The 14,317-nt window shown below is 55.0% G+C and carries 15 protein-coding genes; 3 read left to right on the plus strand and 12 right to left on the minus strand.

Translation table 11 applies throughout. From position 1 onward, the window contains the following. Positions 1-10 precede the first annotated feature (10 nt). From ACJAXR_RS05525 to ACJAXR_RS05545, 5 genes are all read right to left on the minus strand, one after another. On the minus strand, positions 11-751 hold the full coding sequence (locus tag ACJAXR_RS05525) for an S-methyl-5'-thioinosine phosphorylase (protein WP_415057249.1): 741 nt from the start codon (positions 749-751) through the stop codon (positions 11-13). Next, positions 748-1,899, minus strand: a complete 1,152-nt coding sequence (locus tag ACJAXR_RS05530; RefSeq protein ID WP_415057250.1) for a mechanosensitive ion channel family protein — start codon at positions 1,897-1,899, stop codon at positions 748-750. The genes ACJAXR_RS05525 and ACJAXR_RS05530 overlap by 4 nt, the downstream gene beginning before the upstream one ends. Further along, positions 1,896-2,894: a beta-N-acetylhexosaminidase gene (gene nagZ / locus ACJAXR_RS05535; protein ID WP_415057480.1), complete on the minus strand. Its 999-nt coding sequence runs from the start codon at positions 2,892-2,894 to the stop codon at positions 1,896-1,898. Before nagZ ends, ACJAXR_RS05530 begins: the two co-directional genes overlap by 4 nt. Positions 2,895-2,917: 23 nt before the next feature. Next, entirely contained in the window at positions 2,918-3,445 is a 528-nt protein-coding gene (locus tag ACJAXR_RS05540) for a L,D-transpeptidase family protein (protein WP_415057251.1), read from the minus strand. A gap of 102 nt (positions 3,446-3,547) precedes the next feature. Continuing rightward, complete coding sequence (locus ACJAXR_RS05545) at positions 3,548-4,237, minus strand: TetR family transcriptional regulator (protein ID WP_415057252.1); 690 nt, start codon at positions 4,235-4,237, stop codon at positions 3,548-3,550. Between the two features lie 180 nt (positions 4,238-4,417). Between ACJAXR_RS05545 and lexA the strand changes: the two genes are divergently transcribed. Beyond that, on the plus strand, positions 4,418-5,026 hold the full coding sequence (lexA, locus tag ACJAXR_RS05550) for a transcriptional repressor LexA (RefSeq protein WP_415057253.1): 609 nt from the start codon (positions 4,418-4,420) through the stop codon (positions 5,024-5,026). Positions 5,027-5,037: 11 nt separating this feature from the next. Continuing rightward, positions 5,038-5,559 (plus strand): SOS-induced cell division inhibitor SulA, encoded by a 522-nt coding sequence (gene sulA, locus ACJAXR_RS05555; protein ID WP_415057254.1) that lies wholly within the window; start codon positions 5,038-5,040, stop codon positions 5,557-5,559. Positions 5,560-5,655: 96 nt separating this feature from the next. Here the strand turns inward: sulA and ACJAXR_RS05560 are convergent, their stop codons facing one another. The 7 genes from ACJAXR_RS05560 to ACJAXR_RS05590 all read right to left on the minus strand — a co-directional run bounded on the left by ACJAXR_RS05560 (position 5,656) and on the right by ACJAXR_RS05590 (position 13,740). After that, a complete protein-coding gene (locus ACJAXR_RS05560; protein ID WP_415057255.1) occupies positions 5,656-5,892 on the minus strand; it encodes a hypothetical protein in 237 nt (78 codons plus the stop codon). Between the two features lie 64 nt (positions 5,893-5,956). Then, the gene (locus tag ACJAXR_RS05565) at positions 5,957-6,466 is read right to left on the minus strand and encodes a DUF6586 family protein (RefSeq protein WP_415057256.1); all 510 of its coding nucleotides are present in this window, start codon (positions 6,464-6,466) and stop codon (positions 5,957-5,959) included. 10 nt (positions 6,467-6,476) lie between these two features. Then, a complete protein-coding gene (gene topA / locus ACJAXR_RS05570; RefSeq protein ID WP_415057257.1) occupies positions 6,477-9,101 on the minus strand; it encodes a type I DNA topoisomerase in 2,625 nt (874 codons plus the stop codon). Positions 9,102-9,205: 104 nt separating this feature from the next. Then, positions 9,206-9,424: a DUF1653 domain-containing protein gene (locus ACJAXR_RS05575; RefSeq protein WP_415057258.1), complete on the minus strand. Its 219-nt coding sequence runs from the start codon at positions 9,422-9,424 to the stop codon at positions 9,206-9,208. 208 nt (positions 9,425-9,632) lie between these two features. Further along, positions 9,633-10,808: an acetyl-CoA C-acyltransferase FadA gene (gene fadA / locus ACJAXR_RS05580; RefSeq protein ID WP_415057259.1), complete on the minus strand. Its 1,176-nt coding sequence runs from the start codon at positions 10,806-10,808 to the stop codon at positions 9,633-9,635. 30 nt (positions 10,809-10,838) lie between these two features. Continuing rightward, positions 10,839-12,986, minus strand: a complete 2,148-nt coding sequence (fadB, locus tag ACJAXR_RS05585) for a fatty acid oxidation complex subunit alpha FadB (RefSeq protein ID WP_415057260.1) — start codon at positions 12,984-12,986, stop codon at positions 10,839-10,841. 316 nt (positions 12,987-13,302) lie between these two features. Further along, positions 13,303-13,740 carry a hypothetical protein gene (locus tag ACJAXR_RS05590; protein ID WP_415057261.1) on the minus strand — a complete coding sequence of 146 codons (438 nt, stop codon included), beginning with the start codon at positions 13,738-13,740 and terminating at the stop codon, positions 13,303-13,305. A gap of 123 nt (positions 13,741-13,863) precedes the next feature. Between ACJAXR_RS05590 and ACJAXR_RS05595 the strand changes: the two genes are divergently transcribed. Beyond that, the gene (locus ACJAXR_RS05595) at positions 13,864-14,307 is read left to right on the plus strand and encodes a universal stress protein (RefSeq protein WP_415057262.1); all 444 of its coding nucleotides are present in this window, start codon (positions 13,864-13,866) and stop codon (positions 14,305-14,307) included. Positions 14,308-14,317 lie beyond the last annotated feature (10 nt).

Below are 14,317 nucleotides of genomic sequence, written 5' to 3' on the forward strand. Positions count from 1 at the left end.
CAGCAAACACTCAGGCGCCGGCAATCAGTGAGTTAATGATGGCCCGCGCCTGTTCCATACCGCTGTCCATTACTTTTTCGATATCGGCCATGGTAATCACACCCTGGCCCTTCCCCGCTGCCGGATTAACCACTAGCGAGAGACTGGCGTAAGGCATCTCCAGCTCACGCGCCAGAGACGCCTCCGGCATACCGGTCATACCCACGATGTCACAACCGTCGCGCTCGAGCAGGCTGATCTCCGCTGCTGTTTCCAGGCGCGGCCCCTGCGTAGCAGCATAAACGCCATACGCGCTGTGAGCTATCCCAGCGCGAGCCAGCACGCCGATCAGGCGCTGTCGCAGAGCCTGATCGTAGGGATGCGTGAAATCGATATGGGTGACAGCCTGCAGGTCATCCTCGAAGTACGTGCCCGCACGTCCCCAGGTATAATCGATCAACTGGTGAGGCACACAAAAATGACCTACACCCATTGCTGGATGAATACCTCCTACTGCGTTGATTGCCAGTATTCCGTCAGCTCCAGCCTCTTTCAATGCCCAGAGGTTAGCCCGGTAATTCACCCGATGGGGTGGAATACGGTGCGGATCACCGTGGCGGGCCATAAAAAACACCTCGCGCCCGGCCATTAACCCCTTCACGACCGGAGCCGAAGTCTGGCCCCAGGGCGTGTCAGTAATACCTTCTCCGATACGCTGCAGACCGGCCAGGCGAGTCAAACCGGTACCGCCAATGATCGCCAGGGCGCTCATGATGCCACCCCCTTTTCGCCCTGGGCTTGCGGCCTAGGGGCAGAGAAATCTGGCTCTCCGGTGCGCAGCGCCAACCCATCGGGAACATGCAGAGTCGAGGTAGGAAAGGCAACCTGCGCCTCATGCTCAACAACAATAGCGAGTATCTTCAACAGTACGTCCTCCTTGATACGATGGTATTCGGCCCATACCGGAGTAGTGAAACAATAGATGAAAAAATCCACGGATGAAGCGGCGCAACGATCAAAATAGACCATCTGGGTCTGATCCTGAGCAATATCAGGATGATTCTTGAGCATCTCGCGCACCGCTTTAACGATCGGTTCCATGTGCTGAATGTCGTCATAACGAATACCGATGTGTTCAAAAATTCGGCGATGAGACATACGCGAAGGATTCTGCAGTACCACGTTGGTAAATATAGCGTTAGGTACGTAAATCGGGCGTTTATCGAAAGTGCGTATTCGCGTCAAACGCCATCCAATGTGCTCCACAGTCCCCTCGATCTCCTTGTCAGGAGAGCGCACCCACTCGCCCACAGAGAAGGGCCTGTCCAGATAGACCATCAATCCACCAAAAAAGTTTGCTAATAAATCCTTTGCAGCAAATCCCACCGCAATACCGCCGATACCACCAAAAGCTAGGACGCCGGAAACGCTGTACCCCAGCGTTTGCAGTATCACCAGGCCACAGGTGATGACCACGGATATTCTCAACAGCTTACCTATTGCGCTGACCGTAGTCTGGTCCATAGGTTTCTGCAGATAGCGTGGATCAACCAGTCTCTCTTCTATCCGGGACGCCAGTCGCAGCAAAAACCAGGCAAGCAGCCCTATCAGCAGAACGCTCTGCATGGTCTCGAGGACATCGGCAACATCCTCGTCCATCTTCAGCGCCGTAATCCGGGCCGCCCAAAATAACCCCATGCTCCAAATCAACACCCAGAGGGGCTTGCGCACGGCAATGACAAGCGCATCGTCCCAGACGCTTTTGGTCGCAAGCGCTCGCGCTTCGATGCGATCCAATATCAACTTCCCCAGGTAGGCGATTACCAAAGAAGCGAATACGATAGCGAAAACCTTGTATACCCAAAGCTGACCGGCAAGTGGCAAGTTTTCCAGCGGCAAACTGTCGATCAGTTCATTCATGCAATCTCCCCAAGCAGATCGAATTTACGCAGCACGCCAATGGCGGCTTGCCAGTGCGGATCAGACTTGTAATCGATACCCGGCTGTCTGCGCGCAAGCATCGTATGCAGATGATTCGGCGATGTCAGGCCTGTTTGCTGCACGTGTACCAATGCCTCCTCTGCGGCACCCCGATCATTACACACAAGCAGCATATCGCAACCGGATGACAGCGCCGCATCCACACGTTGACAGATACCACCGACCGCATGCGCACCTGCCATCGTCAGGTCGTCGCTGAAGATCACGCCCTTGAAGCCCATTTCACCGCGCAGAATGTTCTGTAACCAGCGCCGGGAAAACCCTGCCGGTTGCTCATCAATAGCCGGGTATACAACGTGTGCCGGCATAATGCCGTCCAACAGTGATGCCAGAACGGCGAACGGCACCAGGTCCATAGCCCGTATCTGAACTTCAGTGCGCTCATCAATCGGCAGATCCGTGTGGGAGTCCGCTTCGGCCCAGCCGTGCCCCGGAAAATGCTTTCCGGTAGCGGCCATGCCCGCCGCATGAAGACCTTCTATATAAGCGCGGCCGAGGGTAACAACACGCAGAGGGTCTCCACCCAGGGAGCGATCGCCGATGACTTCGCTGCGCCCATGATCCAGATCCAATACCGGAGCAAAACTGATGTCGATACCGCAAGCGAGCATCTCGGTGGCCATGACCCATGCCGCGCTTCTGGCTGCTACTGCTCCATCCGAGGATGGCAGTAGCGCAATCCGACCCAGACTTGGCAGACGTTCAACGCCGTTGCGCAGTCGCTGAACACGCCCTCCTTCCTGGTCTATTGCAATCAGCATCTCAGGACGTATCGCTCTGATTGACTTCACCAGCTCGCGTACCTGAGCCGGCGATTCAGTGTTGCGCGCGAACAAGATCATACCGCCCACCTCAGGTTGCCTGAGCATGTGGCGATCAGCAGCATTCAGCCAAGGGCCTGCCACATCCAGCATCAAGGTGCCTTGTTTCAACAGTTTTACTCCGTATGAATTTTTGAGGGCATGAGCGACTCGATTACCTGCTCGATAATATCAACGCAGCAGCCAGGGGGCGTCAGATGAAAAAGTGCAAGCATATCGGTATTGCGTAAACGAATGCAGCCGTGGGATAAGGCCACACCCATGGGCTGGTCGTCCGGAGTACCGTGCAAATAAATATATCGACGCTGGGAGTCGTGATCGCCCCCGCGATTGAGTCCGGGTTCTTCACCGCAAAGCCAGAGAATACGGGTCAATATCCAGTCGCGCTGGGGATGTTGCCCCGCGAGTCCAGGTGACCAAACTTCTCCCGTCGGACGCCGGCCAATATAGACCGCGCCCAACGGCTGGCCTTCTCCAATACGCGCGCGTACCCGATGCTTCCCGCGGGGTGTGCAGCCCGAATTATCTTGCTCGCCAGCACCGTTAAGCGCCGTGGATACCGGATAAGCACATACCAGCTCACCGTTACTCAAGCCAATAAGACGCTGAGATGCGAGGGATATTTGGATAAGATCCAGCAGCATGATCAACTCCGCAATAAAGTGCACACGATAGCGGATCAGACTGCGCGAGGAAACATGCAGAGGTAACCAGAGGGTCCAGAGAGGAGTTGACTGCCTGGCGGATTACACCGGCACGAGATTAGCCGACGGCGCTGTAGACGTAGCCGCCAAAGGCATAGCGCTCTCCGCCCGCATTCCCGCAGCTAGAAAGGGCACCATCAATTTAAGCACCTGGTCGATCCCAGTCTGTACATCAAACTCAGCTTCGGCAATCGCCCGCAGGGCGCGCATGCTCGACATGGTAAAGGCAGCACTTCCGAGCATGAAGTGCACACGCCAGAAAAGCTCAGTAGGCGGTAACTGCGGAGCTGCTGCGTAGACCTGCTGCATATAGCGCTGGAACACCTTGCCATACACCTCCGCCAGGTATTTGCGCAGATGGCCCTGACTCTGACTAAAAGCCAGACCCAGCAGCCGCATGAAGATCGCCAGATCATTACCACTGCGCGGCTTAACCGTCAGCGCCTGCCTGACCAGCATTTCCAGGAGTTGCTCCAGGGTCAGCTGCGCATTACCGCCCTGTTGTTGGTACCGCTCTAGCTCCTGATCGAGACTGCTAACAAACGGATTCAAAAAGCGAACGAAAACCGCCTGTATCAGCGCCTTCTTGGAACCGAAGTGGTAATTGACCGCCGCCAGGTTCACACCCGCTTTGCTGGTGATCAGGCGCAGAGACGTTTCGGCAAAGCCCTTTTCTGCGAAAAGTTGCTCTGCCGCGTCCAAGATGCGCTCGACAGTGTCAGATTGGGCCATAACATTTCCCGGCAATAAACAATTGTTTCAAACATACGTTTCAAACGCTATGAGTGTCAAGTAAACGTATCACCTCGAGGCAAAAAGCCGAAGACCGCACTAAGCCGAATCGCGAAGCTTGCCCTAAGCCAACAACTGTATATAATCACAGTTACTGTATAAAAACACAGGTAAAGACAGATGCAAAAACTCACTGCCAGACAACAACAGATCCTTGCCTTCATCAAGGAATACATGGACGCAAATGGCTACCCGCCAACACGGGTCGACATTGCACGGGTACTGGGTTTCAAGTCACCTAATGCTGCTGAAGATCATCTTCGTGCCCTCGCTCGCAAGGGCGCCATTGAAATGATACCCGGTGCCTCAAGGGGCATTCGACTGCCAGATCATGATCTGGATACACCCGAAGATCGTCTGCCCGTTATCGGCAGAGTGGCCGCCGGTGCGCCGGTGCTGGCCCTAGAGAATATCGAGGATCATTGCCAGATCGACCCAAGCTTTTTCCGACCCCGGGCTGACTATCTGTTGCGGGTACAGGGTTTGAGTATGCGCGATATTGGTATTCTTGATGGTGACCTGCTCGCCGTCCACAGCACCTCCGTCGCCCGCAATGGCCAGATTGTAGTGGCCCGAATCGGCGATGAAGTGACCGTTAAGCGCTTTCAGAAGCAAGGCCGAAAAGTACTTTTGCACGCAGAAAATCCTGATTTCGCGCCGATTGCAATCGATCTGAGCGAACAGGAACTGACCATCGAAGGCTTGAGTGTCGGCGTTATACGCCGCTAGAGGGGTAAATCATGATGTATTCCCGTGACCATCAACGATCTATCGGCACCATGAACCAGACAGAGCTATTTCATAACGCTCTCATGGCTTCTCGCCATGCTACACCGACTAAATCAACTGCCGGCAAACGCATCACCAGCCTGCCCGAAGTAGAGGATGGTTTTAGTGAGATCAAACTCAACGGCGCGCCTAAACAGTGCTTGCAATGGCTAGCCCCGGTATTGAGGGACCTCAGCCAAGCAGAGGCTCCGCGCTGGCTGACACTGCTCGATCCGCCGGCAACAGTTAGCCATAAATGGCTGCGTTCTGCTGGGCTGGACCCCGAGCGCATATTGATTGTGAGAGGTAAGCCGGGAATGGACAGTTTGGAGTTATGCTGCGATTTATTGCGCCTTGGCTGCAGCCATACCGTCGTTAGCTGGTTGGCGACCGACGGTAATGAAGGGAGATCCTGTCATCTGTTGCGCCAAGCGGCGGGCGAAGGTCATTGCCAGAGTCTCAACGTCTATCTGGAAACCTGTCTTGCCGCCTGATCAGTTTAGAGCGGCGGGAAGCGAATCAATGAACACTGTGCAAATTCGTATATGCAGCTGGGAACATTAAATCAGGAAGGCCGAACCACCAACGGGCTAGTGCAGAATACGATCTTCTGCGTAGGGTTCGCCTTCCTCCATCACCTGACCAGCCACTTGCATGCCAGCACTGATCATGGCCTTGGCAACCTCGATATAGTGACCCTGCAGAAAGTCGCGGGCATCGGCGGAAAACTCGATGACCAACAGCGGCTCAGCTTCTTCGTTGGAGCGCCGTAGGGCAACCTTGCCGTTTTCCAATTCCACTATTTCCAGAAATGGTGAAGAAGGCATCGTCGGGACTCCTGTAAATTGGCCAACCAGCTTACCACAATGGTGCAATCAAACGCAGTTGCCCCTACCATTCCACCATCCCTTCTCTGTAACAGTTGAGCCGCTCGGTCAGCGCCGCATGCGCTTCCCGTGCATCCTCCAGAGACCAGTCACGCGCCGTCGTTGCCGCGCTTACCGCAATCAGATCATCAGCCGGTGCCTTGCCCTCTTCGGGCTTTGGCGGCAGGTGCAGAACGTCCCAACCTTTCAGCAGGCGTCCCAACCAACTATCTGCAGAGCGCGCAAGCTCGGTCAGCTCGGCCAGTTCCGGGCCAGGAAAGCGGTCCGTCGTCTGCGGATCAAGCATCTGCTCCAATGAACGCACCTCCAGCAACGGCCAGCGATAGCGATCAGCCACCTCGTGAGCAACCGCAAGCACCGTTCGATGCAGATGAAATAGCGCGTGCTCACGGTGGTAACGCGTCATGGTAAACGCCGACAGGGCATCTGAGGCCTCAGCCTCGGACCAGGCCTCAATCGACAGACGCGTAAAATACAAAGCCTGATTGGTACGGGTATACACTTCATTAGCCATGGGTCGGCTCTCAGCTCTTTGGTTTCGGTCGCTTGTCGTCCTCGACCCAGCGTTTGCCGTCATGGTAAGCGCGCCATCCTGTGGGCTTGCCGTCGACTTCACTCTGCACGTACTGCTCTTTGGTCTTGCGACTGTAGCGTATAACGGTAGCAACCTTCGCAGGGTCGGCTACTGGGGCTTCAAGCAGAAAATGATACTTGGGATCAATCTCCTTGCGATGCGGCAGCAATTCCTTGACCAATGGCGCGCGTGTTTCGCGGTTCTTTGGAAACTGACTGGCAGCGAGGAACATACCCGACGCGCCATCGCGTAACACATACACGTCATCAACCTTTTCGCAGGCCAGCTCAGGCATGGGTACAGGATCCATTTTCGGCGGTGCAGCTTCTCCGCTCCTCAACAGCTTGCGGGTATTCTTGCATTCCCCGTTGGTGCAACCAAAATATTTACCGAAACGGCCCGTCTTGAGCTGCATTTCACTGCCACACTTGTCACATTCCAGACGCGGACCGTCATAACCCTTGATTTTGAACGCGCCCTCTTCAATTTCAAATCCGGTACAGTCTGGATTGTTACCACACACATGCAGTTTGTGCTGCTCATCGACCAGATAACTATCCATTGCCGTGCTGCAAATGGGGCAGCGGCGCTTGTTACGCAGTACGCGGGACTCGCCTTCTTCATCGTCGGCAGCGACTTCGTTACCTGGCACCAGATTGACCGTTTCCTTGCAGCGCTCCTTGGGGGGCAACGCATAGCCTGAGCAACCTAGAAAAACACCGGTTGAGGCCGTGCGAATCATCATCGGGCGGCCACATTCCTTGCACGCGATACTGGTCAGCGTCGGCTCGTTGGCCCGCATGCCCTTGCCTTCTTCTGCCGACTCGGCAGCACTCAGCTTGAGACTGAAATCGGCATAAAAGTCATCCAGTACCTGTTTCCAGACCACACCGCCTTGGGCAACTTCATCCAACGACTCTTCCATCGTTGCGGTGAAACTGTAGTCCATCAGATTAGGAAAGCTTTCAGCCAGACGTTCAGTGACAATATCACCCATCTTTTCCGCATAGAAACGACGGTTATTCTGCGACACATACCCGCGATCCTGAATCGTCGAGATAATGGAGGCATAGGTCGAGGGTCGACCAATCCCCCGCTTCTCCAACTCTTTAACCAGGTTGGCTTCCGAGTAACGGGCAGGCGGTTTAGTGAAGTGCTGCTTGGGATCGAGTTTCTCCAGCGCAAGGTTGTCCTTGACCTTCATGTCGGGGAGTACTTCATCCTCACCGCCCTTGCCCTGCTGCGGCATTACCTTGGTATAACCATCAAATTTGAGGATGCGGCCCTTGGCTCTCAGTTCGTAATCGCCGGCATTAACGGTAATCAGCGTTGAAAGATACTGCGCCGGCATCATCTGGCAGGCCAGAAACTGACGCCAGATCAGCTCATAGAGCCGCTCAGCATCTTTTTCCATGCCTTTGAGGTCGCCGGTCTTCAACTTGACGTCCGACGGCCTGATCGCTTCGTGCGCTTCCTGCGCACCTTCCTTGCTGCTATATACGTTGGGCTTTTCGGGCAGATACTTTTCGCCGAAGTTCTTCTCGATGTAGCCACGCGCCATGGCAATAGCATCGGCTGAGAGATTAGTCGAGTCGGTACGCATGTAGGTGATGTAGCCAGCTTCGTAGAGCCGCTGGGCCATCATCATGGTCTTCTTCACGCCGAAGCCTAGACGGGTACTGGCGGCCTGCTGCAGGGTAGAGGTAATAAACGGAGCGTTCGGCTTCGAGCTGGTCGGCTTGTCCTCGCGCTTGGCAACAGTGTAGGCAGCATCCTTGAGAACTTTGAGTGCAGCGTCGGTGTCGGCCTTATTGACCGGCCGGAAGGCGCTGCCATTATGTTTAGCAACTTCAAAACGCACGGACTGGCTCTGCGGTGTACCCAGCAGCGCGTGGATTTCCCAAAACTCCTCAGGAATAAAGGCACGAATTTCCCGCTCACGGTCGACAATGAGCTTCACTGAGACCGACTGCACACGGCCGGCTGACAGACCACGGGCGACTTTCTGCCACAATAACGGCGACACCATATAGCCAACGACCCGATCGAGGAAGCGGCGGGCCTGCTGGGCATTGACGCGGTTGATATCCAGCTCACCCGGTTTTGCAAACGCGCCCTGAATCGCTTTTTTGGTTATTTCGTTAAATACGACCCGCTTGTAACGACTTTCATCGCCACCGATGGACTCGCGCAGGTGCCAGGCAATGGCTTCCCCTTCGCGGTCCAAATCCGTCGCGAGATAGATGGTATCGGCATCCTTGGCCAGGCGCCGAAGCTCTTCGACAACCTTTTCCTTGCCCGGAAGGATCTCATAATGCGCCTTCCAGCCATTATCAGGATCAACACCCATGCGCTTGACAAGCTGCATACGAGCTTTGGTTTTCTTGTCCAGTTCGGGAGCAGCAGAAGCTGCCTTGCGGCCGCCCTTGGCTTTGCTGTCGGTCTTGCCACTGCCACTGGTGGGCAGATCGCGAATGTGGCCGATGCTCGATTTCACGATGAAATCGTTGCCAAGATACTTGTTGATCGTCTTCGCCTTGGCGGGAGACTCAACAATGACCAGTGCTTTTCCCATGGGTAACTGTATTCCTAGCTCTATCGAATCTGGATGCCCTGTCGGACAAGAAATAGTACACCGCAGCGTCTGGAAGTGCGCACAGACCCACGGAGGGCCAGAGCCTACACGTCTTCGCTGATAAAGGTAAAGCGTGGCGTAGGCTCGCCGTCAAGCGCGACGTTGCTTGTAAACATATCCAGTGGCCGCACCCACAGATCAAAATTACCATACAGCGTGCGATACACCACTAGGGATTCTTCCGTTTCGGAGTGTGTCGCTATTCCCACGACTTCATAATCCTTTCCTTTATAGTGACGGTAACGGCCGGGGCGTATTGGCATGCTTGGCTCCTTCTTGTGTTTAGCTGAAATTTATAATTAAATCATTTAGATAGCGTACTTTCTAAAAACTTTATCGCAGTTCAATCAAGCCTGTTCTGCATCTTCGGTATTAGGCGTAATGTCCCATTTCAAACAATTCCAGCACTCAGCTAGACCACAAAAAAAACCGGAGCACAAGGCTCCGGTTTCTGGTCACACCACAACCGTATCAGACACGCTCGAATACGGTAGTGATGCCCTGGCCCAGACCAATACACATGGTCGAGACACCTACGTTACCGCCATTCTGCTTCATCACGTTCAGCAGAGTGCCGGAGATACGTGCACCGGAGCAACCGAACGGGTGACCCAGAGCGATCGCGCCGCCGTGCGGGTTGACCTTGGCTTCCATCTTGTCCAGCAATTTGAGGTCTTTAAGCACAGGCAGGGCCTGGGCTGCAAAGGCTTCATTCAGCTCGACAAAATCGACGTTATCCATGGTCATACCAGCGCGCTTGAGTGCCTTGTGGGTCGCCGGGACCGGACCGTAGCCCATGATAGCCGGATCAACACCCGCCACGGCCATGGAGCGAATGACTGCCATTGGCTCAAGACCCAAGGCCTTGGCGCGCTCGGCAGACATCACGATCATGCAGGAAGCACCGTCAGTGATCTGCGAAGAGGAACCCGCAGTCACGGTACCGCCCTTGGGATTGAAGGCAGGCTTCAAAGCACCCAGACTTTCCATGGTGGTCTCAGGACGGATAGTTTCGTCTTGCGTAAAGACACGCAGGAAACCATCAGCATCGTGGCCGTGCATCGGGATGATTTCATCCTTGAAGTTGCCTTCAACAGTCGCCTTGTGGGCCAACTGGTGCGAACGCAGGGCAAACTGATCCTGCTGTTCACGGCTAATACCATGCATCTTGCCTAGCATTTCTGCGGTCAGACCCATCATACCGGACGCCTTGGCAGCGTACAGGGACAGACTTGGGTTCGGATCCACACCGTGCATCATGCTCAGATGGCCCATATGCTCAACACCACCAATCACAAACACATCGCCGTTACCGGTTTGGATCGCCTGAGCAGCGGTGTGCAGCGCACTCATGGACGAACCACACAGGCGGCTCACGGTTTGTGCTGCGCTGGTGTGCGGGATCGGCGTCAGCAGGGAGATCATGCGGGCAACGTTCCAGCCCTGCTCCAGGGTCTGGTTAACGCAGCCCCAGATAACATCTTCCACTTCTGCGGGATCAATTTTCGGGTTACGTGCCAATAGACCGGTGATCAGGTCGGCGGACAGGTTCTCGGCACGAACATTACGGTACATGCCACCCTTGGAACGGCCCATCGGGGTGCGGCCGAAGTCGACAATAACGACGTCTCTCGGATTCAGGCTCATAGATTTACTCTCGCTCTGTGCGTTCCGCGGTTAACCGAAGAATGTCTTGCCGTTCTTGGCCATCTCACGCAACTTTTCAGTCGGCGCGTACATGGGACCAAACTCGGCATACTTGTCTGCAATGGCCACAAACTCAGCCACACCCAGGGTGTCGATATAGCGCAGCGCACCACCACGGAAGGGCGGGAAGCCGATACCGTAGATCAGACCCATATCGGCGTCGGCAGCACTTTCAACGATGCCATCTTCCAGGCAGCGAACAGTCTCAAGACACAATGGAACCATCATTATTTCGACGATTTCTTCGTCAGTGAACTCGCGGTTCTCCTGAACGACCGACTTGATCAGGTCGTAGGACTGGGGATCGACAACCTTCTTCGGCTTGCCTTTCTTGTCAGTTTCGTATGAGTAGAAACCCTTACCAGTTTTCTGACCCAGACGGCCTTCGTCATACATCACGTCTGCTGCGGTGCGGACGTTGTCGGCCATACGATCCGGATAACCTTCCGCCATCACATCACGGCCGTGGTGACCGGTATCCAGACCCACTACATCGAGCAGATAAGCCGGACCCATAGGCCAGCCAAACTTCTCCATGATCTTGTCGACGCGCTGGAAGTCGGCGCCCATGTTGACCAAGCGAGCAAAGCCTCCGAAGTACGGGAACAACACGCGGTTAACCAGGAAGCCAGGGCAGTCATTGACCACAACCGGAGTCTTACCCATTTTCTTGGCGTATGCCACGGTGGTAGCAATCGCTGTCACGCTGGACTTCTCGCCACGGATAACTTCGACCAGGGGCATCATGTGCACCGGGTTGAAGAAGTGCATGCCGCAGAAGTTTTCTGGACGCTTGAGCGCCTGCGCCAGATAAGTAATGGAGATGGTTGAGGTGTTGGAAGCGATGATCGCATCCTCACGCACGTGACCTTCCACTTCAGCCAGCACGGCCTGCTTCACCTTGGGATTTTCCACAACGGCTTCGACGACGATATCAACATTGCCGAAATCACCGTAGGACATGGTCGGGCGAATAGCATTCAGTGCCTGGGCCATCTGATCAGGTTTCATACGACCTTTGGCAACCCGGCTACCCAGCAACTTGGACGCTTCGTCCAGGCCCATCTGAATGCCCTCTTCGCGGATATCCTTCATCAGGATAGGCGTGCCCTTGGAAGCAGACTGGAAGGCAATACCGCCGCCCATGATGCCAGCACCCAGAACGGCAGCCAGCTTTACGTCTGCCGCCTTCTTGTCGTACTGCTTGGCTTTGGCTTTCAGCGCCTGATCATTCAGGAACAGACCCACCAGTGCCTGGGCAACAGAGGTCTTGGCCAGCTTGGCAAAACCAGCGGCTTCGATTTCCAGCGCCTTTTCACGGCCATGGGCCGCGGCTTTCTGAATGGTCTTGATGGCTTCAACCGGGGCCGGGTAGTTTGGACCGGCCTGACCGGCAACAAAACCCTTGGCCGTTTCAAACGCCATCATCTGTTCGATGGTGTTGAGCTTGATCTTTTCCAGCTTGGGCTGACGCTTGGCCATAAAGTCCAGTTCGCCACTGATGGCGCGCTTGACCAGGTCGAGTGCTGCTGCGTGCAGCTTGGCGTCTTCAACAACCGCGTCAACAGCGCCCATTTTCAGGGCCTTGTCGGCACGATTTTCGGTGCCGCCGCAGATCCACTCGATGGCATTATCCACGCCAATCAGACGCGGCATACGGACGGTGCCGCCAAAGCCCGGGTAGATACCCAGTTTGACTTCGGGCAGACCGACCTTGGCGCTAGCGGCCATGACACGGTAATCACAGGCCAGACACATTTCAAAACCACCGCCCAGTGCCATGCCATTAATGGCAGCAACAGTGGGCACCTTGAGATCTTCAAAGGCGTTGAAGATCTGGTTGGCTTCGAGATTACCCGCTACCAGGTCAGCTTCAGGTAGCTGGAAGGTGTTGACGAATTCGTTGATGTCCGCGCCGACAATGAATACATCCTTGCCGCTGCTGACGATGACGCCTTTAACGCCTTTATCGGACTGAATGGCCTCGACGGCTACTTTAAGCTCCGCCAGGGTCGCACGATTGAACTTGTTGACAGACTCGCCCTGCAGATCGAACTTGAGCTCGACGATGCCGTCTTCAAGGGCTTGAACCGTGATGGCTTTACCTTCGTAAATCATCAACTGATCTCCACGCTGTATAAGCACTTGAGAAAAAGCAGCTCCGGCAGTGTCCACAGCGCAGGCTGCGACAGCTCATCGGAAGATGCCATGATAGTTCCCGGGGGCGCTTGTTCGGATCGAGAATCCAAACAATTCATACGCTCGTTTGATTCGGGTGCGCACACAATCATGCAAATCCTCTCCGTTGTCAATCGGGAGCACAGATACCCTAACCTAGGAAATTTGAAGAAAAATACTTTTTATTGATATTTTATTAATAAAAAACAACGCACTGCAGCAAACTTAGAGAAATCATCGAGGACGCTACCGTCGATCAGCCCGCGCTGGACTGACGCAATGGCGCCAACGCCTGATCCAGCTCAAGCAGCGTATCGATTGAATCCGGCTCGATCCAGTACACCAGCACGGAAAAGGACTGACGATCTATGCGCTTGATCCCGCCGGGCAAGGCGTCCAGCACTGATTGAACCCGCGCCACGTCCGGGTCACCCAGCAGCCACCGCCACTCCAGACCATCGCGCTCACAACTGAACTCCTTCGGCACGGGGCAACGCTCCAGTGAGTGCCGGTACCCGACGCAATGCTCGAGCAACGATTCGGCTTCCTCTTCGGGCTGTCGCTCCACACGATAACCGAGCTTGCGGGCTTCTTCGCGCAAGCGCTGAATATGCAGCATACGCCCCCTGGGCAGTAGCTTGAACAGATTAGCGACCAATATCGCGGCAACGATTGCGACAATCGCCCAGGTCACAGGTAGCACGCCGCGAATGACATAACGACAACGGCTATCTCATCGTCGACAGAGGGGCTTGCAGAAGGATGGACTGCTTTAAAAAGACTGTTACTATCGGATGGAAAAACTGGAGAAACCTGCATGCTCTATTCCCACGTATTGGTTGCAGTCGACCTGATCGACGAATGCCGTTCTGTTGCTGACCATGCAATGGCTCTGGCCAAAGCACTCGACGCCAAATTGACTCTGCTTCATGTAGTAGAGCCACTGGCTATGGCGTATGGCGGCGATGTACCGATGGATCTGTCGATGCTGCAACAGCAACAATTCGATCAAGCCAGAGAACGGATGAAGGCATTCGCGGGCGATTACGACTTGCCCGAAGAGCATCTGCAGATTGCCTTCGGCCATCCTCGGCACGAGATCCATCGGGTATCGACGGAACAAAATTGCGACCTGATCGTCGTAGGCAGTCACGGCCGTCATGGTCTGGCCTTACTGTTAGGCTCCACGGCTAATGACGTGCTGCACGGCGCGCCCTGCGATGTAATCGCCGTCCGCCTGGGCAAAAAAGGCAAGAAGTGAAAGCGGGCTG

Source organism: Halopseudomonas sp., assembly GCF_047631575.1.
Classification (GTDB): domain Bacteria; phylum Pseudomonadota; class Gammaproteobacteria; order Pseudomonadales; family Pseudomonadaceae; genus Halopseudomonas.